At 69.2% G+C, this 24,714-nt stretch carries 25 protein-coding genes; 16 read left to right on the top strand and 9 right to left on the bottom strand.

The features are described 5' to 3' along the window. Positions 1-209 precede the first annotated feature (209 nt). The 4 genes from Q0Z83_RS00175 to Q0Z83_RS00190 all read left to right on the top strand — a co-directional run bounded on the left by Q0Z83_RS00175 (position 210) and on the right by Q0Z83_RS00190 (position 2,025). Complete coding sequence (locus Q0Z83_RS00175; protein ID WP_317791686.1) at positions 210-827, top strand: hypothetical protein; 618 nt, start codon at positions 210-212, stop codon at positions 825-827. A 93-nt stretch (positions 828-920) separates the two neighbouring features. Beyond that, entirely contained in the window at positions 921-1,085 is a 165-nt protein-coding gene (locus tag Q0Z83_RS00180; RefSeq protein ID WP_317791687.1) for a universal stress protein, read from the top strand. A gap of 41 nt (positions 1,086-1,126) precedes the next feature. After that, positions 1,127-1,852, top strand: a complete 726-nt coding sequence (locus tag Q0Z83_RS00185; RefSeq protein WP_317791688.1) for a helix-turn-helix domain-containing protein — start codon at positions 1,127-1,129, stop codon at positions 1,850-1,852. Beyond that, a complete protein-coding gene (locus Q0Z83_RS00190) occupies positions 1,765-2,025 on the top strand; it encodes a hypothetical protein (protein WP_317791689.1) in 261 nt (86 codons plus the stop codon). Before Q0Z83_RS00185 ends, Q0Z83_RS00190 begins: the two co-directional genes overlap by 88 nt. Positions 2,026-2,416: 391 nt before the next feature. On the opposite strand, the gene Q0Z83_RS00195 is transcribed toward Q0Z83_RS00190, so the two are convergent. The 3 genes from Q0Z83_RS00195 to Q0Z83_RS00205 all read right to left on the bottom strand — a co-directional run bounded on the left by Q0Z83_RS00195 (position 2,417) and on the right by Q0Z83_RS00205 (position 5,926). Next, positions 2,417-3,262 carry an ATP-binding protein gene (locus Q0Z83_RS00195; protein WP_317791690.1) on the bottom strand — a complete coding sequence of 282 codons (846 nt, stop codon included), beginning with the start codon at positions 3,260-3,262 and terminating at the stop codon, positions 2,417-2,419. 264 nt (positions 3,263-3,526) lie between these two features. Then, positions 3,527-5,608 (bottom strand): sensor histidine kinase, encoded by a 2,082-nt coding sequence (locus tag Q0Z83_RS00200; RefSeq protein ID WP_317791691.1) that lies wholly within the window; start codon positions 5,606-5,608, stop codon positions 3,527-3,529. A gap of 87 nt (positions 5,609-5,695) precedes the next feature. Then, entirely contained in the window at positions 5,696-5,926 is a 231-nt protein-coding gene (locus tag Q0Z83_RS00205; protein ID WP_317791692.1) for a hypothetical protein, read from the bottom strand. Positions 5,927-6,976: 1,050 nt separating this feature from the next. On the opposite strand from Q0Z83_RS00205, the gene Q0Z83_RS00210 reads away from it, so the two are divergent. Further along, positions 6,977-7,252 (top strand): hypothetical protein, encoded by a 276-nt coding sequence (locus Q0Z83_RS00210; protein WP_317791693.1) that lies wholly within the window; start codon positions 6,977-6,979, stop codon positions 7,250-7,252. 125 nt (positions 7,253-7,377) lie between these two features. On the opposite strand, the gene Q0Z83_RS00215 is transcribed toward Q0Z83_RS00210, so the two are convergent. The 4 genes from Q0Z83_RS00215 to Q0Z83_RS00230 all read right to left on the bottom strand — a co-directional run bounded on the left by Q0Z83_RS00215 (position 7,378) and on the right by Q0Z83_RS00230 (position 10,321). Then, the gene (locus tag Q0Z83_RS00215; RefSeq protein ID WP_317791694.1) at positions 7,378-7,815 is read right to left on the bottom strand and encodes a hemerythrin domain-containing protein; all 438 of its coding nucleotides are present in this window, start codon (positions 7,813-7,815) and stop codon (positions 7,378-7,380) included. A 210-nt stretch (positions 7,816-8,025) separates the two neighbouring features. Beyond that, positions 8,026-8,751, bottom strand: coding sequence for a GAF and ANTAR domain-containing protein (locus tag Q0Z83_RS00220; protein ID WP_317791695.1), 726 nt, complete (start codon positions 8,749-8,751; stop codon positions 8,026-8,028). Positions 8,752-8,791: 40 nt separating this feature from the next. Further along, on the bottom strand, positions 8,792-9,514 hold the full coding sequence (locus Q0Z83_RS00225) for a GAF domain-containing protein (RefSeq protein WP_317791696.1): 723 nt from the start codon (positions 9,512-9,514) through the stop codon (positions 8,792-8,794). Positions 9,515-9,736: 222 nt separating this feature from the next. Then, complete coding sequence (locus Q0Z83_RS00230; RefSeq protein ID WP_317791697.1) at positions 9,737-10,321, bottom strand: DUF5994 family protein; 585 nt, start codon at positions 10,319-10,321, stop codon at positions 9,737-9,739. 139 nt (positions 10,322-10,460) lie between these two features. Between Q0Z83_RS00230 and Q0Z83_RS00235 the strand changes: the two genes are divergently transcribed. The 9 genes from Q0Z83_RS00235 (at position 10,461) to Q0Z83_RS00275 (ending at position 16,050) form a co-directional block, all read left to right on the top strand. After that, positions 10,461-10,658 (top strand): hypothetical protein, encoded by a 198-nt coding sequence (locus tag Q0Z83_RS00235; protein ID WP_317791698.1) that lies wholly within the window; start codon positions 10,461-10,463, stop codon positions 10,656-10,658. 294 nt (positions 10,659-10,952) lie between these two features. Then, positions 10,953-11,291, top strand: coding sequence for a hypothetical protein (locus tag Q0Z83_RS00240; RefSeq protein WP_317791699.1), 339 nt, complete (start codon positions 10,953-10,955; stop codon positions 11,289-11,291). Between the two features lie 314 nt (positions 11,292-11,605). Then, on the top strand, positions 11,606-11,953 hold the full coding sequence (locus tag Q0Z83_RS00245) for a lipopolysaccharide assembly protein LapA domain-containing protein (RefSeq protein ID WP_317791700.1): 348 nt from the start codon (positions 11,606-11,608) through the stop codon (positions 11,951-11,953). A gap of 87 nt (positions 11,954-12,040) precedes the next feature. Continuing rightward, positions 12,041-12,583, top strand: a complete 543-nt coding sequence (locus Q0Z83_RS00250; protein WP_317791701.1) for a DUF5994 family protein — start codon at positions 12,041-12,043, stop codon at positions 12,581-12,583. A 167-nt stretch (positions 12,584-12,750) separates the two neighbouring features. Continuing rightward, positions 12,751-13,401: a hypothetical protein gene (locus Q0Z83_RS00255; RefSeq protein ID WP_317791702.1), complete on the top strand. Its 651-nt coding sequence runs from the start codon at positions 12,751-12,753 to the stop codon at positions 13,399-13,401. Further along, complete coding sequence (locus Q0Z83_RS00260; RefSeq protein ID WP_317791703.1) at positions 13,398-14,033, top strand: hypothetical protein; 636 nt, start codon at positions 13,398-13,400, stop codon at positions 14,031-14,033. Before Q0Z83_RS00255 ends, Q0Z83_RS00260 begins: the two co-directional genes overlap by 4 nt. A 4-nt stretch (positions 14,034-14,037) precedes the next feature. After that, positions 14,038-14,652: a PP2C family protein-serine/threonine phosphatase gene (locus tag Q0Z83_RS00265; protein WP_317791704.1), complete on the top strand. Its 615-nt coding sequence runs from the start codon at positions 14,038-14,040 to the stop codon at positions 14,650-14,652. 776 nt (positions 14,653-15,428) lie between these two features. Further along, positions 15,429-15,737: a hypothetical protein gene (locus Q0Z83_RS00270; protein ID WP_317797414.1), complete on the top strand. Its 309-nt coding sequence runs from the start codon at positions 15,429-15,431 to the stop codon at positions 15,735-15,737. Further along, positions 15,628-16,050 (top strand): tyrosine-type recombinase/integrase, encoded by a 423-nt coding sequence (locus tag Q0Z83_RS00275; RefSeq protein ID WP_317791705.1) that lies wholly within the window; start codon positions 15,628-15,630, stop codon positions 16,048-16,050. The genes Q0Z83_RS00270 and Q0Z83_RS00275 overlap by 110 nt, the downstream gene beginning before the upstream one ends. Before the next feature lie 492 nt (positions 16,051-16,542). On the opposite strand, the gene Q0Z83_RS00280 is transcribed toward Q0Z83_RS00275, so the two are convergent. Both Q0Z83_RS00280 and Q0Z83_RS00285 read right to left on the bottom strand, forming a co-directional pair. After that, on the bottom strand, positions 16,543-17,385 hold the full coding sequence (locus tag Q0Z83_RS00280; RefSeq protein WP_317791706.1) for a transposase family protein: 843 nt from the start codon (positions 17,383-17,385) through the stop codon (positions 16,543-16,545). A 350-nt stretch (positions 17,386-17,735) separates the two neighbouring features. Continuing rightward, a complete protein-coding gene (locus Q0Z83_RS00285) occupies positions 17,736-20,477 on the bottom strand; it encodes an FG-GAP-like repeat-containing protein (protein WP_317791707.1) in 2,742 nt (913 codons plus the stop codon). 274 nt (positions 20,478-20,751) lie between these two features. Between Q0Z83_RS00285 and Q0Z83_RS00290 the strand changes: the two genes are divergently transcribed. Together Q0Z83_RS00290 and Q0Z83_RS00295 are read left to right on the top strand one after the other, a co-directional pair. After that, positions 20,752-24,222: an ALF repeat-containing protein gene (locus Q0Z83_RS00290; protein ID WP_317791708.1), complete on the top strand. Its 3,471-nt coding sequence runs from the start codon at positions 20,752-20,754 to the stop codon at positions 24,220-24,222. Continuing rightward, complete coding sequence (locus tag Q0Z83_RS00295; protein ID WP_317791709.1) at positions 24,222-24,713, top strand: hypothetical protein; 492 nt, start codon at positions 24,222-24,224, stop codon at positions 24,711-24,713. The genes Q0Z83_RS00290 and Q0Z83_RS00295 overlap by 1 nt, the downstream gene beginning before the upstream one ends. Position 24,714 lies beyond the last annotated feature (1 nt).

Raw genomic sequence — 24,714 nt, forward strand, 5'->3', positions numbered from 1 at the left:
GGACTCCGGTGGCGTGAGCTCTCCGCCGCCCCAGCTGTTCCCCGCCAGTCGTGGATTACATCGCCGCCCCCGTCCATCAAGCGTGCCGAAGCCCTCACCTCGTGCGGTGGTAGCCCTCGAGCGGGCAGTGCGGCTCTCGACGATCCGTGTACGTGCTGGACACGTTGCGGAACATGTGGCATGAACAAATGTGAAGGAATGTGAGTGCGGTGTTAAACATCGCCAACGATCACGGAACCCCGGCTCCGGCCACCGCTCCGGCAAGGTCGGAAAAGGTGGAACGGGCTGCGAGGCACCAGGCTCACGTACCGGAAGCCAGCCTCTCGGTCACCGGCTGGACGGCCACCGCCGCGCGACATCTTCTGGCCGGCATCCGCATCTCGCTGGGGTGGGTCTTCCTCTGGGCCTTCCTCGACAAACTGTTCGGCCTCGGCCGGAGTACCGCGGCCGCGAACGCATGGCTGGACGGCGGGAGCCCCACCGCGGGTTTCCTGGGCAAATCCGCGACCGGCCCGTTCGCCGGCCTCTATCACTCGATCGCCGGCAACGCCGTCGTCGACGCGATGTTCATGGCGACGCTGCTCGGCATCGGCACAGCGCTCCTGCTCGGGATCGGCATGCGTGTCGCCGCATGTGCCGGAGCCGTGTCGACCGTCCTGATGTGGACGGCGATGCTGCCGCCGACCACCAATCCGTTCATGGACGACCACCTCGTGTACGCCGCCGTGCTGATCCTGCTGGCCCTGCTCGGCGCCGGAAATACGTGGGGCCTCGGCCGTCGGTGGGCGGCGACCCCGCTTGTGCGGCGTAACCCCTGGCTCACATAGACCCGGCGGTGTGCTCCATCCACTCGGACCGCGCACATCGTCGTCGCTGAACCCCCATACCGAGCGGTGGGTTCCTCACCTCAGGAGCTCAACATGGTCGATCAGCAATCAGCGCCGGATCATCGCATCGTCGTCGGCATCGACAGCGCCGCCGGCTCGGCGGAGGCGCTGAGCTGGGCGCTCGCGTACGCAAGGCTGACCGGCGGGACCGTCGAGGCCGTCACCGCGTGGCAGGTTCCCCCGATGTACGCCTCTTGAGTTCTAACGGTCGTTGCGAATCTTGATCAGAAGAGGTTCGCATGCCCAGATACGCGCACAACAAGATGTCGCTGGATGTCAAACGCCGATACTTCGAGCTGATCAGAACAGGGATGCGAGGCGCACGAGCGGCCGCGGAGGTGGGCGTGTCACTCAGTTGCGGGTCGGTGTGGTTCATCGATGCTGGCAGCGTGAGCTTTGTCGAGACCCCGATCAGTGGACGGTATCTCAGCCAGGACGATCGCATCGAGATCGCCGACGGCCTCGATCGCGGTGAGCGGGTCAAGGTGATCGCGGCTCGGATCGGCAAGAGCCACCAAAGCGTGTACCGGGAGATCGCCCGCAACCGGAAGCCCAACGGTCACTATCAGCCCTGGTACGCCCACAATCAGGCCCACCTGCGTCGCCAGCGGCCGAAGTCCCGGCGGTTGGCGACCGACCCGGCATTGCGCGAGGTGGTGGCCGGCAAACTCCGTTGCGCGTGGTCGCCGGCGCAGATCAGCAAGTGCGCGGAGAAGACCCTGGCCGAAACGGTGGCACGGGCGCAGGGTGGTGACGACCACCCCGTGCCCATCACCACCCGCGTCATGGAAGGCCCGGCAGCGCAGGTCCTGCTGGTTGCCGGCAGGGGGCCGAGCGGATGGTCCTCGGCAGTCGAGGCCACGGCGCCTTCTCCGGGATGCTGCTCGGCTCGGTCAGTCAGCACTGCGTCCAGCAAGCCACCTGCCCCACCGTCGTCATCCCGAAACAGCTTCCCACCCCGATAACGGCCGGCTTTCGGTTCTCTGGCCGGATGGGGTCCCGTGGCCTTGCCACTGTGTCGCCGGGAGGCGGCCCTGGAAGCCCTCGAGCTGGTGCCGGCCGCCGGGTGTGGCGGCTCGGTTCCAGGTGGGGGATAAGGGCGAGATCAGCGGCCGAGCGCTGTCACGGCGAGGGATGAGCGGGATCCGGCGAGCAACACCGTGCCCACGACGGCGCTCGGAGGTGATCGATCGGCGATTGGTGGGGGGTGACCGCCGGCCCGTCCGGGAGGCGTGCATGATGACCGTATCCGTGCAGAAGCCGGCGATGTTCTTCGTCGAGATCGCCGACACGTTGATCGACAAGTTTGACTACATGCGCATGATCACCGAATGAGTCGCCGACCAGACGGCGGCGCCGGCCGTCGGCATGCTGCTCGCCGACCAGCAAGGCCGGCTGGAGTTCGTTGCCGGGTCGAACGAGAACATCACCCTCGGGGAGCTGCCAGGCCACGGCGAGACCCTTACGAGCAGTTGCAAGGAGCCTTGTACAGCCGGCTCATCATCGGGCAGGCCAGGTCGTGGGGCGGTTCAGTCGCCGGCACGGGGTCGGATGACGGCCCAGACGATCTTGCCGCTGCGGGTGGGCATGGCACCCCAGGTGTCGGCGCCGGCGTGGACGACCCCGAGCCCTGTGCCCCGCTGCGTCAACAACTCTGGCCTGGACAAGGACTGAGTGGATCGCATGCTGGGAAGGCTGGTGGTGCCGTCATTGACCCAGAGGTGCAGACCGGTGGCACGGTGCGACAGGGTGACGCGGATGCGGGTGCCGGCGTGCTCGACGGCGTTGACGACGAGTTCGGACATCACCAGCCTGGCTCGCATCAGCAGCGGCTCGGACAGGTTCCAGTCGTCACCTGCCCGGGTGACCAGGTCGCGGGCCAAGCCGGCGGCCGTCAGGTCTGGTGGCAGGTCGGCTTGTAGCCGTGGAGTCGGCGCCAGCCGGTGGGTGACCGCCGCTCGGGCTTCGGCCAGGGTGGCGAACATGAACAGGTGCGGCACCACATCGGTGCGTCGGAGCTCGCGGTTCAGTGCCGTGGCGGTGGGCAGACACAGAGCAAACTGCACGGTTGGCCGCACCGCGCTCGCGGCACGCCGTGCGGCCTGCCACAGCGGCATGCTGGCGGCATCAGGATCACCGAGGTCGTACAGGTCGGCGATGATGCCCGCCGGTGGTTCGGCCAGACACCTTCCGATTGCTGCGGACACGCCGGCGCCGAGGTGCCGTGACCAGCGGCCGTGCACGCCGATCTCCACCAGGGAGGTATCGGAATCCGCAGTCACCGTCACCAGTGGGCCGATGCGCGGACCCGGCGTGGTGAAAAGGTGCGGAGGCTGGGCGTGCGCACCGGAGGCATCACGGTCGATGACGCTCATCGGACGGCAGCGGCCGCGGTGCAGGCGCCGGTACCGGCGAGCCGGTCGTTCTGATGATGGTGACGCGGTGCGAACGACGGCACCACACGGGTGTGTTGAAGGTCGACGATCATGGCAGCTCCCAGGTACACAGCGGCAAGAGGGCGCACTGCCGGGGTCCTGAGCAGCTGACGGCGGCGCATGACAGCGTCACCGCTGGCATCGATGATAGAGGTAGCGGCGCCCGGCCGCGGAATACGGCTCGGCCGAAAGAGAACCGCCGGGTCACCTGCCGGGCCGCTCCGTGGGGAGCCGGACGGTGATCGTTGTGCCGGGTGGTTCGTCGCCCGTGCCGGCGATGATGGTTCCGCCGTGCTGTTCGACGATGACGCGGGCCAGTGAGAGTCCCAGACCGGTTCCGGGGATGGCGTTGCTGATGGCGCTCGGGGTACGGAAGAAGCGCTGGAAGAGTCGTTCGCGTTCGGCTGTGGGAATGACGGGGCCGGTGTTCGACACGGTGAGCTGGGCGGCGGGCCCGTCGGTGGAGACGGCCACGATGATGCGGGTGCCGTCGTCGGCCCAGTCGAGGGCGTTGGCGAGTAGTTCGTCGGTGACCTGGGCGAGCCGCCTCGAGTCTCCCCACAGAATCGTCTCGTCGGGTACGTCGATGTCGAAGGTGACATCCCGGCCGGCAGACCGGTTGCGGATGGTGGCGACCGTGGCCCGCACGACGGCGCTCAGGTCCATGCGGCGCGATTCCACTGCTACGTGACCGGACTGCATCCCGGCGATGTCGAGCAGCTTGGCGATGATGACCTGCAGGCGGCCGGTGTTGCGCTGCATCACCCGCAGCATCTCGGCCCGGTCACCGGCCGGCAGATCCGGATCGTCGATCATCATTGTCGTGTACGACAGGATGCTGGTCAGTGGCGTGCGAATCTCATGGCCTACCAGGGCGATGTATTCGTCGCGGCTGTGCCCGAGCTGGGCGGTCAGATCCCAGCCGCGGCGGCGTTCGAGGAACTGCCCGATATGGGCAGCGATACCGGTCATGACAGCGGTGCGAACATCATCAGGATCTTCGGTGTACGCGCTATAGCACACCAGAACCCCTCGCGTGACCGATCCGATGGGCACCGGCACGGCCACCGCCGATCGCAGCATGCCCCAGTCGAGGGTTTGCGCGCCTGAACCGGCGTCGGTGTTCAGGTTTCTCGCCCAGACCGTCTCGGAGGTCTGCCAGGCTCGCCCGGGCATGCCCTCCCCCTGGCCGAGCCGGTCCGGTGACCCGGAAGGCAACAGGTTCCGCTCATCGGTCCAGCACAGACGTCGGCGCAGCACGTTGCCGACCTCGTCGATGGCCCAGAACTCGGTGGCCGCCCAATCGAGCATCTGCCCGACGGTGGTGATGACGTCGCGCAGCAGCCCGTCGGCGGGGCTGGTATCGGAGCCGGAGAGCAGGCGCCGGATCGTCAGCTCGCAGTCCTTTAGCACGGCCGCGCTGTGCTGCTGGGTCACATCCTGCATGGTGACCACGGCGCCCAGTGAGGCGCCGTCGGCGGTGATGATGGGCTGTGCGTCGGCGAGCAGCGTCGAAGGTCGCTGCCTCGGGCGTTCGACCATGATTTCGACGTCGCGCAAGTGCTCGCCGGCGAGGGCTCGCAGGAGCGGTCCAAGGGCGGGAGGCAACGTCGGGGCCGAGGCCAACCGCTGCCGGGTCCATGCCCGCAGGTCGACGTCCTGGGGTAACTCGCCGTGCAGGTCCTGGTTCGCCTTGTTCGAGAAGACCAGTCGCCCAGCGGCGTCGCACGCGGCCACACCGGTCTGCAAACTCTCCAACAGAGCGACCAGCAGCCTCCGCGTCTCATCCGCCCGTACGGTGGAGTGTTGTTCGATCACTAGACCCGCGCACGCCTTCGCCCCGTGGTCCACCGCGGTCAGATGCTCCGGCTGCCACGGTCTGGGCCGACGGTCCAGCACCGCGCACACCCCCGTGACCGCCCCATCGGCGTCACGGATCGGGTGTCCCAGGTAGGCGCGTTCACCCATCACCGATTTCGGTGCCTCAGCTGGGACTTGAGCGTCAGCGATGACGTCGCTGATAACCACGGGTGACCCCCTCGCGATCACCAACCCGCTCAGCGTCGACGATACGGATGCCGGAGGTGTGCTCGCCCACTGCGATGGCAGACCGTACCCGCCGACCAGACGCAGCTGTCGACCGTCCAGCAGGTGAACCATCGCCGCTGGCGCTTGCGCCGCCTGCGCCATGAGGGTCATCAGATGATCGCCTGCGGCCTGCCACAGACCTCCGGACCGCGGATCCATCCGGTCCGGCTCAACCCCTCGTTCGTCGGCGATAGCCATGGGAACCTCAGCGATGTCAGGGGCGGATGGTAGCGAGTCGCAGGCCAGGCGGTCCGACCCCGATCCGCATCACCGGCCCGGCGGTTGTCACGCCCGGTCGATGGTCTGCTCGGCGGCCAGCCGCGGCGCATGCGGCGCGGGGTCCGCGGCCGGGTCGGCGCGGCCGAGCCGCAGCAACAGGTAGGGGTGCCCGACGCTGGCGATCATCGCCCGAATCGCCTGACGGCGTGCAATGACCTCGATCGGTGCGCTGTACGGCAGCACGGTGGCCCCGCGCATGGTGGCGGTCAGCCAGCCGGCGGACAGGGCAGGCCTCACCGGCGCGGAGCCAGTCGATCGGGTCGTCGCCGGGGCCGTAGAGCGTGACGAACACCGCTGACTCGTCGTGTGCGGCGCTGACCGGCAGGTCACCGTAATGGCCGAAGTCGCGGCCCGGCACCGTGGTCTGCGTGGCCCGGTCCGGGATCGCCGCGTCCGGAACACCCGATCCGGGCGGCCGCGTGCCGCCCGCCCACACAGCGAGCTCCGCCTGCCATGCATCCCAGCCCTGCGCCCGCAACGCCGCGTGTGCGTGATGCAGGTCCGCGCCGCAGCTCAGTGTCGCCAGACGCGCTTCCGGGTCGGTGACCGGCATGATCCGCTCCGAGGCGAGGCACAGTTCGAGAGTGTCGGCGGCGAGCCGCCACCGCCACGGTTGTGTGTTGCAGTTCGACGGGGCGTACCCGCCGATGGTGGCCGCCTCGGCGAGGGCGTGGATGCTGACCTGGGTGTCCGTCGGATGGGTGATGGAATCACTGAACATCACGAAAGTCCTTTGTGAGCAGGTGACATTCCCCCGTCCGCCCTGGGGCGACATGGACGGGCCCGAACGGCCGCAGCTCCGGGACCATCAGTTTCCGCGTGGCGGAACAGACTGCTACGGAACGCCGACTCGGTCGAGGTGGCGGATGTCGGGTCGTACCCGCGGGGTCCAGGCGGCAGAATCAGTGTCAGCGGATGACTCCGGCCGACGCGGTCATACGTACACGAAATCACCACAAGATTACGCCGATCCGGCAGACGCCGTGCGGCGATCACCGGCCAGGGCGGCCGCGCCGCACCCCTGTGCAAGAGTGGAGGTTTCGACGATGGTGGCGACCCGTCACGATCAGGGAACCCTCAGTCACCGCGATCTCAAGCGACACGGTGAACGTACGTTTGCTCGCCTGCCGGCTCTCCGCCGTTTACCGGATCTGCAGCCGGGGTACAGTCGCGCCGTCACCGGTTTTTCGGTGGCGACCGGCCGTCCAGACTCCGCGGCCTCAACACCGGTTCACGCCCATGGTTGCTTCTGCATGGTGGGCGGTGGCACCAAAGGAGTCGTTGCATATGAGCGAAACCGTCACCCAGCGGCCCCGCGTTGCCGGCAGTGACTTTGCCGCGCTGAACCGCCAGATCACCGAGGCGGGCCTTCTCGAGCGGCGGCCCGTCTATTACGCGATACGGCGGCCCGTCTATTACGCGATACGGATGAGCGTGGTGGTCGCCATGCTCTGTGGTGTCTGTGCCGCCTTCGTCCTGGTCGGCTCCTCGTGGTGGACCCTGCTGGTCGCACCTGCACGCCGTCGGAGCGCCGCTGCGCGAGGCCCGGACCGAACCCCGTAGCTCAGCCCTCGCCGACGCCGGCCGAGTGCCGGCCGGAGATCAGTAAACAGGTCCCGAGCTTTTCTCGAGTAGAGGAATCCTGTGGGCCGCCGAAGGGGGCCGGCGGCCCACAGGATTTCGTGTAGTCAGGCGGCGTCCATGACCTGGACGTCGTGTAGCTCGCCCGCCATCATGTGCAACCGCTGGACCGGCACCTGGACGCGCAGGATCGGGAACTCGTCCAGTTCCTCCCGGGTGGCGTGGTCCAGGATCGCCCGGTACAGGGCTGCGAACCCGTTCTCGAAATCCAGGTGGCCCGTGCCGAGGTCGTGCAATGTGGTGACGGACCGCTCGATGGCCTCTCCCTCCAGCATGCGCGCCACGCCGACCATGCTGCCGGTGCCGTTACGGGTCGCTGGATGCACAACCGTCCTTGCGCCGCGTTCGTGCAGATGGACCAGATGGGCAAGCTCCGCGAACCGCTGTGCTCTTTCCGGTCCTCGGGAGCGCTCGACGCCGGCACACAGCCGGCGGATCTCGTCATGCTGCTTCATCAGCAGGTCGATGACGTCGGAGTAGCTCATCAGGACCACCGGGCCACGTGACGCGGATGGGTGGTGGCGTGCGAGGAGGCGCGGATCGAGAATCTCATGACTGGCCCTCGGATCTTGATTCACAGTGAACGCCGGGGTCCTGAGCGTGGTGGGCTGACACCTCTACGGTACTCCGTGGCCCGTACAGCATCCCGCTGCGCCGTGCAGGCGTTCCGCCCGACCGCTGAGGGAACTGAACGGTCAGTCAAGCTCCGGTGGGGTGCTGCGGTCGTTGACGAGAGCGTGTGCCACGTCGGTCAGTTTGCGGTTGTGGTTGCGGGCGTAGTTCCGGATCCGTGTGAATGCCTCGTCGACGCTGACCCCATTGGCGTAGGCGACAGCGCCCTTGGCCTGTTCGATGACGATCCGGCTGTTGAGTGCGCCCTGAAGTTGCTCGGTCAATGCTTCGCCGCGGCGTAGGGCACGCTCTTGCAGCAGGGCGATGGCGGCCATGTCCGCGAGGGATTGCACGATCGGTACGTCGGCGCCGCTGAAGTCGCCGCCCTTGGTGTCACCGAACACGTTCAATGCTCCGATGATTTGGCTGCGCAGCCTCAGGGGGAAGGCGTGCACGGACTGGAATCCGGAGGCGGTCGCGCGTGGCGCGAACCGGGGCCACCGGGCGGTTGCGGCGCTCAGGTCGACGTTGATGACCGCCTGCCCGGTGCGATAGGCCTCCAGGCACGGGCCCTCTCTGGTCTGTAGTTGGAACAGCTCCAGCAGCTTGACGTTCTCGTTCGATCCGGCCATGAATTCGAGGTTGCCGCGGCCGTCGGCGAGCATGAGCCCGACCGCGGACGCGCCGACCAGGTCCGCGGTGCGGTCGGTGAGCATGTGTAGGAAGTCGATCAGGTCGAACTCCTCGACGAGGGTGTCGGCGACCTCGACGAAGATCGACGCCAACCGTTGCGCGGAAACGGTGGTCATCGTTGCCTCCTGGCTGCTGTGCGGTGCGGCGGCACGGTCATCAGTGGTCCGCTTCGAAGCGCAGGTCGCCCGCGACGATGTCGTGGGCGACTTGGCCGAGGCTGCGGTTTTCGGCGTAGGCGTACGCCCGGATGCGGGCCGCGGCGTCGGTGATGCTGCCCTGGATCTGGACCATGACCATGCCTTGGGCCTGGAACAACTCCGCCCGGTTCCCGACCGCTTCGGTCACATCGTCGGGTGCAGGTTCGCCCGGCGCTTCGGCGGCGTCTCTCTGCCGATCGAGCAAGTACTCGACCGCAACATCGGCGAAGCAGAGGGCATCGGCCAGATGCTGGTCGGACAGGCGGCCGGGGTGCTCGCGGAACACGTCGAAGACACCGAGCCTGGCCGCGCCGACCTGCAACGGAAACGCGAATACGGCGCGGACACCGCGGTCGTGGGCCTCCGGTGCGTATGCGGGCCATCGGGTCATCGCCTCGCCGGCGAGATCGGGGATCAGCACCGGTCGGCGGCGGTCGAAGGCCTCCAGGCACGGGCCTTCACCGAGAAGGAACTGGAGTTCCTCCACGTGCTCGCTGAGTGGGTCGGAAGCGGCGTACACGCTGCGGGTTCCGTCGTCGGTCAGCACGCTGATGCCCGTCCCGGAGGCCGACAACGCTCCTGCCGCGGCCTGGCAGACACACCGCAGGTGATCGACGACTCCACCGGCGCGCGCCGGCTGAGCGGCGATGAGACCCCGAATCATGGTCGCCCGGTCATCCATGGTCCACTCCGGAAGCGGACCGGGCTCGCGGACGGCGCCACGATGTGGAGGGACCAAGGGGCCGGTCGCCGCCGGTCGCCAGGTATATGCCCGGCCGGAACAGTTGATAGGGCCGCCGGTCGTGCGGCGACGGCGCCCGGTCGGCCGCGACGACGGCCCGGTAGAGAGCCTCGTTGGCGAGGCGAGGACTGACCGGGCGGGGCTCGCCGGCCCGGACCGGGGTCATCGAACCGCTCGCCAGCGCGGCAGACCGAGGCCGCCGCCCTCGGTCTCCCAGGCCTCCGCGTCCGAGCCGTCCGAGGTTGAGGGACTCGGGGCGGGCGGGATCACGCGCATCGTGAAGGTTCCCCCGTCGACACAGACGACTGTCATTGTCCACGGCGACTGGCCGGGCGAGTAGTCGACGGCGACCGTACGCAGGCCCAGCACGACCCGGTCCGGGCCGACTGCCCAGTCTCTGGCGCTCAGCACCAACTGTCGCACCGGTCCACGGACGTGATCGAGCATGGGCAGCAGAACAGGCAGTTCACTGTCGAGATCGGGCGAGTCAGGCCACCAACTGCCGTCGAACGAAGTGTGATCGAGTTGTCTCAGCTCTCGCGCTCGAAGGCGCTCGGCAGGCGACAGAAACTCAGGGTGACGGACGAATATAGCCATGACAAGATCCCATCGTCCAGGACCGACGCAGGCGCGGGGCCCAACCTGAAGACAACAGGCAAGGACGAGGTCCACCGAGTCCGGTGAAAGGCGCGGCATCCGGTAGGCGGGGCGCGCACCGGCCGAGGCCGGCACCGATGACGGAGCCATCGGTCATCCCCAAGTGTACGCACTACCGCCGCCGAGCGCGGGTACGGTGGACCGGCACCGGCCTCTCGACCTCGGCGGCGAGTCCATGCCGCACCCGCCGCGCGAGGGACGTGGAGGCCGTCCAAAGGGAGGCACTGTCATGCCCCAGAGCACCTTGAGTCCCAGCCGCCCAATGCGGTTCCGCCGGTACACGTCCCAGCCACCCGGTGTGGTCACCGTGATCAGTGACTTCGGGGCAGAACGGTTCGATCTTCTGATCGTCCCGCCCGGCGCCATCCAGGCCTCGGCCGACACCGCCGCAGCGGACCCCACCGACAGACGCCACACCCTGAACTGATCGCCGGGATCGCACACGCCGACGGATCACCACACCACAGCGTTACCACCGGCCAGCGGCGCGCGACGTCTGGCGTGAGGATTCGATCAAGCGAACACGGCGGTGCGGTAGGCAATGAATGCGCGGCACCGGACCCGACGAACCAGCAGGTCGCTCCAGACCCCGGCGGCAGCTCGACACCAGCCTGGAGCACCCATGCGAATCTTCGCCCGCAAAGCGGCCGACCCAATGACACCAACCACGATTCCGCCCAGCACGGGTCCCACCGCGGAGAGCCTCCTCGATTCGGCGGACATGGAGGCGATCTCGCGCGGCAGCCACCAGGCGTTCGCCGCTCTCGTCGACCGTACGGCCGAGATCCTCGCCGCCGACCTCACGGCACGTCTTACCGAGCCCCGGCAGCGGACCGCGATTCTCGCCGCCACCTACGTTGAAGTGTGGTGGCTCGCCGGCCGCCGCAGCGACGCGGATGCCGATGTCAAACAGTGGATCGGTCGCATCCTGGAGCGGCGGATCGCGGACTCGTGCCGGGTCCCCACCGGCCGGGCTCACCACGAGCCGGGACACTCCCGCGCGGAACACGAGCTGGCCGACCTGCTGGACCGGCCGATCGACGACCTCTGGCCAGTCTGAACTGTGCCGTCGCCCGTGCTCCTGCGTCACTGGGGCACGCGACATCAGCAGCCTCAGCGGCTGCACGAATACGCCACTCAGGGCGGGTCGGAGTCGACCGTCCCGCAGTCTCGCCCGCCGCCTTGCTGACACCCGCCGACAGCAACGCCGACCGGCTTCCGGATGAATCACCGCCGCCCGGCAGGAAGAACCAAGTCGGCACCGGAGAGTCGTCTTCGTCGAACCGAACAGGCGTAGGATGGAATCATCCCGGAATCGACGACATCCCACCTTCGAGGTGCCCGCCACACCGGCTCTCCCCCGAGGGGGCTGTTGTGTCCAGCAATCGCCACCGCCCGCGAACCGCCTCAGCAGCGGACGATGTCTCCGGCTCGCCGACCACGTCGCCAGCCTCGGCGGCCGGTAACCGGGTACCTCAGACCCGCACCGGCACCGCCTGGTTCGCCGTCTGCTCCGCCGCGTTGCTGTGCGTGGTGCTCATCATCTTCATGGCGCAGAACACCCGCAGCGTCGAAGTCACCTTCCTGTGGACCCACACCAGCCTGCCACTCGCCCTGGCACTGCTGATCGCGGCCGTCGGCGCGACGATCCTGGCCGTCGTGATCGGCACCGCCCGCATCGCCCAACTGCGCCACCTGTACCGCCGCGGCCACGGCAACTGACCGGCCTGATCGAACCCAGCACGCTCATTCCCCGGCCCGCCGCCGGCTTCGGCTCGTGACACCGGCGGCGGGCGGAGAGGCCCTGCCATGACAACATCCACGGCACCCCGCGACCGCATGCCACTCGCCTCATTGTCACCGTCCCCACGACTGCGGCTGGAACCCACCGGCTCGAGTCGTACCCTGCTGGACGGCGGCTGGTGGCCGCGTTCGACCGACCCCGTCACCGAACTGCCCGGCCTCGTGCTGGCCATCGACACCCTCCGTGGACCCGTCACCCGGCTGATCCTCAGCGCCGACGGCTGGGACACCCACCCTGTGCGTCTGGCTGTTGCCGGCCGCATCCTGCGCCTGGGCTACTTCACCAGCCAGCCTCTCAGGCTGCTCACCGCAATCTGCGCCAACCGTTCGCGCGTTGACCTGTTGGTCGTCCCCCCAGACACCACGGCCGCCGCAGCGGGCGCCGCGATGATCGTCGCTGCCACCGCCACCAACCTCATTCGCGCCCAGCACATCCCCCTGACACTCAGCGCATCACCGGTCGCCGCAGCCGAGGATGCGTGGGAAGACGAGGGCGGCCATCTGGCCGGTAGCAGACTCGCATCGCTGCGCCGTCAGGCGATCCGATGACCGCGGCCACGCGGCACCCGATACGTCCGGCCAGCCCGAGAGCCCTGCACCACGCCCGTCTCACTCTGGCCGCCCAGGGCTGGCGGGTGACCGTCCACCGCCGCCCCCGCCCCCGCCCCCGCATCACCCACCAGGTGGCGCACCTGAGCATCGACGGACCCGCCCCCGTGAGCGCCGGCACCGCCAGACTGGCGCGGGCCATCCGGCAGCGACACACCGACATGAGCCCCGTCACCGGCAGCCCGCTCGGGCCGCTGGATCTGCGGACCCTCAGCCGGGCATTCACCTCACACGACATCAGCGTGCACATCCTGCGCCCGGATGAAGTCCTCACGCTCACGCTAGCGGCCGCCCACGCGCAGCACATCGAAGCAACAGAGGCGCAATGGCACGAACAACTGGCGCTGTGGACCGGCGCCGGCCGCATCCTGGGCACCGTCGGCCGTCTGCGGCTACCCACCCGGCCCGGAGACCACGACCGGGCGGCGACCTTCGTCGTGCTACACGGCGGGGGTGATCAAGACATCGAATGGCTGCACGCCGGCGAAGCGCTCTCCACCGGCTGGGTGGTCGCCACCCAGCCGGGCATGTCGGTCCTACCGTTCAGCGCACCGATCGAGAACACCCAGGCACGCGAAGCCCTGCGCCGTGCCCGACCTCGACCATCCGTACCTGATGATGCGTCTGGGCAGGCATATGTCCGCAGCCGGCGCGGCACACTCCACGCGGCTGAATACCGCCGAGATCTTCAGGGCACCACACCCCCTATGAGGCTGGGCCTGTCCCCTCTACCGGTGGCCTTATGCTGCGGAGCGTGACCGACAGTGTGACCGGCGATACGGATTTGAGTGACGTACTGCTCCAGGTGGAGAAGGCCGCTCCGGTCGAGGCTGTCGAGGCGGTGACCCGCCGTATCGGCATCGAGGTCGGCGCGTTGTGGGTGTCCTTCCTGATCGCGGACATGAGCGGCCGCGCTCTGGTCCGGCTCTCGCACGTGCCGTTCGGTGCCGTGTCCGACGGCCGTCAGCAGGACCAGGACGTCGCGATGGTGCTGCCGTTCGACGCCGGTCCCCGAGAGCAGGCGCTGCGCAGCCAGCGCGTGCTGGTCGACGAAGGTGACGGCCGGTTCGTGATGAGGGCGCCGGTCACTCAGCGCGGCGAAGTCATCGGCCTGCTCGAGCTCGCCCTGCCCGCCGCACCCACCGAAGCGGTCGTACGTGCGGTGGCGCGGGTCGCGCACACCCTGGCGTTCGTGGTGATCGCCAATCGCCGCCACACCGACCTGTTCGAGTGGGGGCAGCGCACCACCCCGTTCACCCTCGCCGCGGATCCAGCGGCGGCTGCTGCCCGCGTCGTTCGTCTGCGAGGCAGACTCGTTCACCCTGGCCGCGTGGCTGGAGCCCGCGGCCAGCATCGGCGGGGACACCTTCGACTACAGCGTCGCCCGTGACCAGTTGCATCTGAGCATCACCGACGCGGTCGGCCACGGCGTGCAGAGTGCGCTCACCGCGACGCTGTGCGTGGGCAGCCTCCGCAATACCCGTCGCGCCGGCGGCAGCCTTCTCGAGCAGGCGGATGCCGCGAACCTGGCACTGCTCGACAATGCGCCGGGCGGGCCGACGTTCGCCACCGGCATGCTCGGCCGCCTCGACCTGCGTACCGGCATCCTCGCCGTGGTCAACGCCGGTCATCCCCCGCCGCTGCTGGTCCGCGGCGCGGCTGCCGGGTCCGTGCAGCTTCCGGCCAATCGGCCCTTCGGAGTGCTACGACATCGCCCCTACGAGCTGACACAGCTCGCGCTGCAGCCCGGGGATCGGCTCGTGATGGTCACCGACGGCATGCTCGAACGCGGCGCGGCAGCCGTCGACTTGTCCGCCCGCGTTCAGGACCTGAGCGCACTGCACCCGCGGGAAGTCGTCCGAGTCCTCGCCGACCTCGTCCTCGACGTCGCCGGCCCTACCTTGCCCGATGATGCCTGCCTGCTGATCCTCGACTGGCACGGCAACCACGGCGACACCCGCGACACGGCTGCCGGCGCCGAACCCGCCCGCGCGAGCACACCGTTCTGAACAGTCGGGCCGGGCCCGATAGAAAGGTGGGTGTGCCGGCAGTGCCCGTTCGTAGGCCGGTGCGATGCCCTCACTCGCGTCCTGGCTCCACGCCCGGGAATCTCGCAAGGTAGGACCGTGGAGCTCCGCCGTCGAGGCGGTGGTGTATGCGGTCGAGGTTGTCGGGGCTTGTGATCGGCGGCAGCGCGCTTCTCCTCAGCGCTGCGATGGCCCTTCTCCGGTGGTTCACCCTACCCGGCACTCATCGCCCAGCATGGTGACGCAAGGTCGAAATGCCTTCCACTGAGCCCCGGCAACGTGATGCTCGACATCGGCTGCCTCGTCGCTTTCGCACTCGCTTCCGACCTTTACGGGTACTAGTTATAGGTTGAGGCAGATCAGCGTGCCAAGGCGCCATCGGGCATCGTCATGGTGTGGACCGCGTCGCAGACGCGTTCCACGATGGCGAGTCCGCGACCGCCGACGGACTCGGCCGACGGCATCGCCCGCTCGAACTCTCGCGGGCCACCGTATTGCAACCCCTCATCGCAGACACCAGCCTGCCTGCCCCATCGGACCGAACTGACTGGAACAGCATCTACACCATCACATTCGGGTACTGCAACGACTCAATGATCCCCGCGGTTTGGTACCCGGGCCCCGCCGCAATCAGCGAGGGGGTCGAGGATGCCTCCGACGACGAGGAGTAAGAACAAACGCTGATGCGATCGTCGAGGACGCTGCGGGGACCGAGGTGGTCGGCTCGACAACGTCGGTCGACGACGAGGGCGCAGTCGATGCCGGTGCTGAAGGAGTGCCGGACTTTCGCCGCCCTGTTTCCCGTCTGTCACTGCGGGGCGGACGACTGCGACGATTGCTCCGGCTTTCAGATGACACCCCGGTCGGCGGCGATCCTATGGGCAGTCGCAAACCTGCACGCCGATTTCGCCTACGACGACGTCCAGCACTTCGGTGATACTCCGGTGTCGGAGAAGGATGACGGGTGGGCGGCCTTCGCCGACTACCCACGGATCACCTGGGGCCAGCACGCGGTGTGGCGGCGTCAGGCCGCCCGTGCCCTCGACGACCTTGCTACGGACCTCTGACCGGTTCAACCAGCTCGCCGTCGCCGCGAAGGTCAGGCCGCTGGCCCCGCATCAGATTCGGCACATGCTCGCGTCGAATCTGCTCGACACCGGCTACGGCATCCACGAGGTCGCCGAAAGGCTCGGCCATGACCCGGCCACACTGATGCGCTACTACGCAAAGGTCAGCGCATCCCGGCGCCGGCAAGCCGGCGACCGGCTCGCCGAACTGGTCGCACCGATCGAGTGTCCGAACAACAGCATTGACTCCAGTGCGGTTCCATCCTCGGCGCCTGCCGAGGATGCACGTGCTGAAGACAAGGAGGCGTCGTGAGGCTGACCGGTGGTGTTCAAATGGCGATACGCCATTTCGGAATGCGGGCTTGATTTGTATTTCGTCTTTGGTTGGCGGCGGGGGAGGGATGCGCTTCTCGTTTCCGAGTCAAGGGGGCAGGTCGATGTTGGGGTTAGCATGCCGCTCGTTGGTCCGGATCGGCCCATCGAGGCTTCTGCAAAGCGCCGGTAAACGCCCGCGAGAAGGCTTCTGAGGGAATCGACGTCACAAAAGTGCTGTTAGGGAGCCCGGGAGGTGGATCTTCGAGGGGTGGTTGGTGGCGACACCTTAACTCGCCCCTGGTTTGCTTATCGGTGACCTGGGAAAACGTTATCGAGCACGTCGCTGGGTCTTTCAGGTGCTGGGGGTCAAGGGGTCGCAGGTTCAAATCCTGTCAGCCCGACAAGGCATGAGCCGAGGTCAGAAGGTCGGTCCGAATCAACGGACCGGCCTTCTTCGTATGTTGGTGACCACTGGGCCAGTGAGGTGATCTCAGAGAGCTTCGGGTAGGTATCGGTATTCGAAGTGCGTGAGGTGGAGTGCGGCCGCGACGACGTCGCCGATTCTTGTCGGGCTGATGGTGCTGTGCCGCAGCGTTCTCCAGCGGCCGGTCAGCAGTGCGAAGCCACGTTCGCCCTGCCGGCGCAGGCCACGCAGTAGCCGGTTCACGGTGCGGTTGGCGACGGCGAGGGGTTTACCGTCGGAGGGTTGCCGGGTCGGAGCTTTGATGCCGTGACCTGCGCCTTTGTAGCCGGCGTCAGCCAACGCGGGCAGGTCGAGCTCGGCGGCCGCCCAGTTCAGGGCGGCGGTGACGCCGAGTTCCCGAGCGCAACTCAGGTCGTGCAGATGGCCTGGCAAAGCGTCGGCCGTCCAGATCGGAAGGCCGTCCGGGCGCATGACCGCCTGAATGTTCGCGCCGAAGTCGCGGTGCTTGCCCGAGTACCAGGCGTCGATCGTCTTGCCTTTGACGCTCGTGGTGGTCTCGGCCAGCCGGTCGCAGTCGAACAGTTTCCCGTCCAGGATCACGAACGCCCAGCCGTCGTCGGCGGCGCGGCGCAGGGCGTCGTGTAGGTCGGGTCGCTGGGCGGCCAGGACCGCGATGCCCTCGGCGATGTAGCGGTACGCGGTCGCCCGGGAGATCCCGAACCCGGCACCGAGTAGGGCGGTGTCCTCGGCCTTTCGGAACCAGGCCAGGACCATCAACGCCTGGTAGTGGCAGGTCAAGGCCCTTGTCCGGCGGCGTGTGCCGAGAAGGCGGCGCTGCGTGGCCAGCAGCCGCGCGAGGTGACGCACGAGTTCCCTGGGCACGTCGAGCCTGGCAAGATAAGCGATCACGTGGAGCCCTCTCGAAGACCTGTCTCTGTCGCAAGAACATGTCTATCGATGGCTCCACGCCTATATCCAGCACCGCCTGTTCTGCCCGGTATGCCCGTGTCGATCAGGCCGTGCCCATTCCCCTTGCTGAGATCACCGTCAGTGTCGCAGGATTGTTGCGGATTGCTCGCCAACCCGACGGTACAGATCTGCACGTTCCGCTGTAGTAGAGCGGTGTCCTTGCTCCGGGAGAGTTCGAGCGCCGCCGGCGACTGCGTCCGTACGGTGGCCTCAGATCCGGGAGGACGTACCCCTGGAGGTCGTCGTCGAGTGCAGCGGCGCGGGACTGTGGCGCCCGCGCCGCTGTCACCTCAGGCCGCGGGTACGACCACCGGATAGGTCAGCTCGGCCGAGGCGTTGCCGGCCTGGTCGACGGCGGTCACCCGCAGCACGTGCGAACCGGGGGAGACGCCGGTGAGCGGGACCACGCCCCGCCCCTGGCGCGAGTCGACCCAGCCGGCGTCGCCGGTCACCGGGCCGTCGATCCGGTATCGGTAGTGGTCCACGCCGGCCTCGTCGTACGACCGGACGATGACCGTGGCCGACGGTGCCGGAGCTGCGCCCGCCGGATAGCGGGTCACGCCGCCGGTGGTCCACAGTGCGTAGATCGAGCCGGTCGCATCATCGCGGACCACGTCGGTGGACCCGGCCCAGGTGCCGGCCGGCACGTGCGGTACCGGTGCGGCGTACCGTCCGGGCTCGGTCTCGGCCGCGGCCGTGGCAGCCCCGTCAGCCGTCCGAAGGATCACGGCCCGCCGGCCGTCGACCCGGTCGACGTAGACACCGAGCACGCCGGTCGCACCCGCCGCACGGACCGTGACCGGGTCGCCGGCCACCAGTCCGGCACTCACCGGATAGCCTCGGACGGCGCCGTCGGCGCAGCGGACCACCAGGTCGTCGCGGTCGTCGCCGACAACATCGCCCGCCGCGACCTCGGCCAGGTCCGAGCCCGGGCACCAACCGGCGACCGGTGCGGTCACCGTGGTACCGGGCGTGGCCGCAGAGTCGCCGGCCGCGAACGGTGTCGCCACCACTGCGACGCGCCCGCTGCCCTGCCGGATGACGACGTCGTCACGTGTGTCGCCGACCAGATTCGCCACGGCCAGATCCCGTACGCCGTCCCATCTCATATAACTGGCCTGGCCCGCCGCATCGTGCGCCTGCACGCCGGTGATCGAGCCACTGCTCCATCGGCGTAGTTCGGTCGACGATCCGGGGGAGGCGAAGGCGCCGACCACGAAGTGCGTGACGTCGGACCAGCCGAACCGGGCCGGTGCCAGCGGAGTCTGCTCGGCGACCGCATCGGCGCGCAGGTCAAAGCGGTGCAGCCGGCCGTCGTCGCTGGGAATGCCCGCGTTGTCGTCGGCTGGCCGGCGTCGGCTGCGGACGATCAGGTCGTCACGTCCGTCCCCGTCGAAGTCGCCGAGGACAGTGCCGGCGATCGGGTTCCGACCATCCGACAGGGCGCTGTGCAGGTGCTGCCAGGCCGCGCCGGTGAAGCCGGATGCGCTGCCGGCGAAGGCGTACAGGCTGCCGCTGTTGAGCCGCAGGAACAGGTCGTCGTGGCCGTCGGTGGTCCCGCGCCCCGGTCCGTACGCGTCACCGAGTGCAATGTGCCGGGTGTCCGAGAGGGCGTCCGCGGGCAGCAGCTCCCTGGTCGGGCCGACCGTCGTACCGTTGACCTTGAAAGCTCCCAGGGAACCGTTCGCACGTCGGATCACCACCGAGTCGCGCTTGTCGGACAGGTCGCCGTCCACGTCACCGGCGATCATCTCGGCGACGCCGTCGAGGCTCCACACCGGCAGGACCGACCGGCTTCCGCCGATGCCCTCCGCCGTGCCGTCGTAGATGAAGAGGCTGTTGCGGCTCCACCGGACGGCGAGGTCGTCCCAACCGTCGCCGGTGAAGTCGCCGGCCGCGATGTCGGTGGCGTCGATCCAGCCGCCGTCCCGGGAGCTGCGGATCACTCTCGGGGTGTCCAGAGTGCCGTCGGCCCGCCCGGGATAAAGGTCCACCGCCCCGTTCCACCAGCGGACGATCAGATCGTCGATCCGGTCCGCGGTGAACCGGCCGGAGACCATGTCGACGGCGCCGATCCAGGTCGCTGCGTCCGGTTCCCGCTGCACGGCAGCGGTGTCGACCACCGGTGTGGCCGGTGCGGTGGTGTCGGTGGCCCAGGTCGCCTCGCCCCGCAGGATCCGGTGGTCGGGCCGGCTCAGGCCCGGCGCCACGGTGTCGCCGCCGACCCAGCGGACCTGGCCGGCGGAGCCGAACATGTAGTCGAACTTGCGCGGTGGCTGTCCGGTGCCGGCCTCCGTGGTCGGCTCCCCGCTGCGGCAGGCGGCACGGTGCCGGCAGGACGACGTGAAGTAGCCCTGGTCGGCGTCGTCCACCTCGCGGAAGGCGCCGGTGCCGGCCGCCCCACCGTAGAGCGGATCGAGCAGCGGGTCCGTCGCGTCCGCGTTGAAGTCGCCCGCGAGGATCACCGGTCGCCCGTTCGCCAGGGTGTGCATCCGGGTCACGGCCTCCGGGATGCCGTGGTCGAGCAGGTTGGAGTTCAGGTGGACCGTGCAGAACAGTGCGTCCCGCTGGTCGACGTTCGCGCCCGCGCAGAGCAGGCTGTCCCGGCCCGCGTCCGCCGCCGAACTGGTCCGGCTCTGGTCCCAGAGCGGCGTGAACCGCATCGGGTCGTACGCGGTTAGCGCCGTCGCCCGCACGAAGATCGCGATGCCGAAGTCCTGGTTGCCGGTCACCCCCGGTACCAGCCACTTGCCGCACCCGTAGTGGTTCGTTCGCCCCGGCCACCACGCCACTCGGTATCCGGGCAGCCGGTTCTTCAGCAGCTGCCGTTGCCCGTCGCACACCTCCTGGAAGGTCGCGACGTCGGTGTCCCAGGAGGTCACCTGACCGGCGATCCGGTCAGCCCAGTCGTTCGCCGCCTCCTCCGGCCGGCAGCCGTCGATGTAACCGCCGCAGAGGTTGAAGTCCAGTACCCGTACCACGCCCTGCGGTGCCACCGCGGCAGCCGCCGGTGGTGCCGCGGGTCCAGCCATGATCGGTACCGTCAACGCCGCGACGAGCGATATTCGTTTCCACATAGCGCGCAATTGATTCCCCCGTGAGTAACCGTCAACGAAATGCTGATCATCGATACCGTACCGGGGAGTTCGGACGGGGTTGCTCTGCCGTTGCGGGCAGACATCGACGGTTCTGGTTGTCTAATGTGCCCGGTGTCAACGCGCGATCGGATCGCGCGACGGGGACTCGGACACGGGGTGACTCATGGGCAAAAACCATCCACCTGGAGCACGGCGGTGGCGCGCCGCCGTGCTGACCTTCGCCATGGTCAGCACCACGATGGCGGCCACGATCAGCGCGCCGGGGCCGGCCGTCGCCGCGCCGGCCGCCGCGCCGAACGGGGCCGCCGACCGTTACGGGCTGGTCGACATGCTCGATACCGGTGGCCTGGTCGCCGCCCGCGGTGCCCGCACCGCCCTGCTCGGCACCGACGCCCAGCTCCGCGAGTTTCTGGCCACCGGCCAGTTCCAGGCTCGCGTGCAGGACGACCGGATCACGCTCGCCCAGCTCATGGCGCTGAGCGGACCGGTTCTGACGAACGCCGCCAAACCGGTGCTGGCCGGCACCGCCGAGGATGTCCGGGCGTTCCTGGAGACCGGTTTCCAGGAGCCGTTCAACCAGGACATGCGGATCAAAGTGAGCCAGATCATGGCGGCCGGTGGCCCGGCCACCGAGCGGGCCGCGCAGGCCGCCCTGGCCGCCGGACCGGAGAAGGTCGCCGAGTTCTACCTCTCCGGGTATGCCACGGCGGCCGCCCAGGACGACCGGATCATGGCGTCGCAGCTCGTCTCGTTCGGTGGCGCCGAGGTCAAGCGCACCGGCGCCCTGGCCCTGCGCGGCACCGCCGACGAGCTGCGCGAGTGGCTGGACCGTGGGCAGCACATCGCCCGGGCCCGCGACGAGGAGGTGATGACGGTCGCCGAGCTGGCCAAGCTGGCCGTCGAGGCGCGGGCCACGGCAGCCGCCGAGACGGTGGCCGCACAGGAGGCGTCGGCGAAAGCCCGTACCGCCTCCGAACTGGCGAAGGCGGCAGCCGAGCGAGCCGCCGACGAAACCGAGGCGGCCAAGGACAACGCGGTCAAGGCCGCCGAGGCGGCCGGCCGGGCCGCGGACGCCGCAGTGCAGGCGGCCGACGCCGCCCAACAGGCGATCGCCGCGGCGAAGGCCGCGAACAACGCGGCCCGGGTGGCCGCCAACGCCGCGTCCCGGGCGGCGTCCGCGGCCGCCGCCGCGGGCCAGGCCTCGACCGACGCCTACAACGCCGCCGCCCGCGCCGCGGTCAACGCCGGGCAGGCGACCAGCGCCCGGGTGGCCGCGCAGAAGGCCAAGGACATCGGCAAGGCGGCCAACGAGGCGGCCGCCGCGTCGCTGGCCGCCGGGGACGCCGCCGACGCGGCCGGGGACGCCGCGAAGGCGGCCCGGTCCGCGATCGGCAACTCACAGGCCGCCGCGGCCGCCGCCGACCGGGCCGCGAGCCAGGCCGGTGTCTCCGGTCGGGAGGCTGCCAAGGCCCGTGCCGCGGCTGCCAAGGCCCGCCGTCTCGCCGGTGTCGCCGAGCAGGCCGCGGACCGCACCGAGGTGCTGGCCCGCAAGTCGGCCAAGGCGGCGCGGGAGGCCGCGGCGTTCGCCGCACGGGCCGCCACCCACGCCGACAACGCCGCGGCCGAGGCGATCCGGGCCGCCGACCACGCCGGTGACGCGGAGACCGCGGCCGCCCAGTCCAATCTGCACGCGAACAACGCCAAGACGGCCGCCGCCACCGCCCGCGACGCGGCGGCCAAGGCGGCCGAGGTGGAACAGACCGCCCGCGAGGCCGACGCGCTGCGACTGGAGACCGAGACGGCGGAGGCGGTCGCCGAGGCGGTCGCGCTGCGCGAGATCGAGGACGCCCAGCCGGCGCGGCCGCTGCCGGACACCCCCGAGTACCAGCGGGTCGACGCGGCCACCCAGCAGCTGATCGACGCCGCGTCGGCACCCGACGCGTCCAGCGAGGTTCTGCTGAACCAGGGCCGGTTGGCGCTGATGGCGCTGGTCGAGACCGGTGGACCGTGGACCGCGTCGGCGGCCCGGGACGCGCTGGCCGGATCCGAGAGTGACGTACGGCTGTACTTCGCCACCGGCCGTGCCGCCGCCGCCGAACAGGACGACCGCAACCGGCTGATGGACATGGCCCAGAGCAGCGACTCCGACCGGTTCCGGGCCGCGGCCCGGGCCGTGCTGGACGGCAGCTATCAGGACGTGCTGGCCTTCCTGGCGTTCCCGGCCTATGAGGGCAAGATCCAGGACGACCGGATCGCGATCGCCGCGGTCATCCAGGCCGGCGGCCCGGCCACCGCGGCCGCCGGTCAGGCGGCGCTCAAGGGCACCACCGAGGAGGCGCACGCGTTCCTGCGGACCGGCCAGTACGCGGCGGCCGCGCAGGACGACCGGGTGGCCATCGCGGCGGCGATGGAGACGGGTGGGGCCGAGGTGCGGGCCGCCGCCACGATCGCTCTGAAGGGACCGCGCTACATGCAGCGCAAGTTCGTCTCGATCGAGCGGTTCCGGGCCGAGGTACGCGATCAGGACACCGCCACCCATGTGAGCACCGTCCGGCGGTACGTGTCGACCGCCGCCGAGGCCGCCGAGCTCGCCGGCCGCGACGCTGCTCTGGCCGCTTCGGTGGCCGCCGACGCCAACGGCTTCGCCGCTCTGGCCCGGCAGTACGCGAACCAGGCTCAGGCGCTCGCCGACCAGGCCAAGGTGTACAAGAACCAGGCCGCCGCGTCGGCGCAGTCGGCCAAGGTCTCCGCCGACAAGGCCGCGGCCTCGGCCGACACCGCCCGGTCGGCCGCGAAGTCGGCGCGCCAGGCGGCGGTCCGGGCGCAGAACTCGGCGGCCCAGGCCGAGGCGTCCGCGGCGACCGCCCGCCGGTACGCTGCCGGCGCCAAGGCGTCGGCCGCCCGGGCCCGGCAGTCCGCCCTGGACGCCGGCGAGGACGCGTTGCAGGCCGGCCTGGCCGCGCAGGAGGCGATCCGCGACGCCATGCAGAAGCGCTACAACGAGCTGCTGGCCAGCTACGGCTACGACCCGAACCTGGTGAAGGGGACCGGCGACCTCGACCCGACCACCCCCAGCGGCAACGCGCCGTTCGGCTCGAAGGACACCCCGTGGTGGAACCCGGACGGGGAGCGTAAGGACCTGTGGATCCAGATGCAGGGGGTCTGTGCGGTCACGATCCACACCAAGGGTCAGGCGTGTGCGCTCTGGCACCACTACTACGACCGGACCGGCAGCGATTTCCAGGTGAGCGTGGACGACTATCTGAAGGAGGCGGATTTCAAGGCCGACGTCGACCTGATCGTCAACGACATGATCGGCCGGAGCAAGGCCCGCTGTTTCTCGGTGAGCAGTTCCACCTGCGACCTGAGCTGGGACAGTGAGTGGTTCGGGGCCGAGATGCGCGACAACATCGACTACTACCTCGGGGTTCGTGGGGTGCAGGTGCGGATCCGCGGCTCGGTGAAGGTGACCAAGCGGTCGGACGGGTCGATGCACGTCGGCGGTAGTTACGATCTCGAGCTCTACAAGGACTGGAACTTCGACGCCGACGAGTTCGCCGGCTTCGGTGGTTACGAGTTCATCCCGTTCGAGAGCGCGGCGCTCGCCCACGAGCAGGGCATGGCCCGCGAGTTCACGGTGCGGGGGCGCAGCAGCACCCAGACGGTGAACGCCAACTGATGACGGTGAGGACGAACGTGCGTAGGTGGATCATCGGCGGCGTGGTGACCGCGGTGGCGCTGTCGGCGATCGCCGGCACGTTCGTCCTCTCGGTGCGCGACAGCACCCGGTTCGACGACCGGGCCTACCCCGGCAGCAGTCTGACGTGGACGCCGGAGGAGACCTTCACCCGGTTCGCCGTGACGCTGCCGGAGTGCACCGACGGCCGCCTCCGCTACTGGGTGGGTGACGGCCGCCTGTACTTGAAGATCAGCGCGACGGCGGAGTGCGTCAGCCGGTTCGTCGAGGCGAACCGGCTGAACGCCTCCCCGGTCTCCGGCCCGGCGCCGACGGCGATCACCGAGGACGAGCAGGCCGCGGAGCTGGGCTGGACGTTTCCCGCGGATCGTTCCTACACCCTGCACCTGCGCGGGGAGGGCAGGGTCCAGGTGCAGGCCTGGACCGACGACGCGGCCGAACAGTCGTTGTACCTGTACTCCTGGATGCAGTGAA

Source organism: Actinoplanes sichuanensis (assembly GCF_033097365.1).
GTDB lineage: Bacteria > Actinomycetota > Actinomycetes > Mycobacteriales > Micromonosporaceae > Actinoplanes > Actinoplanes sichuanensis.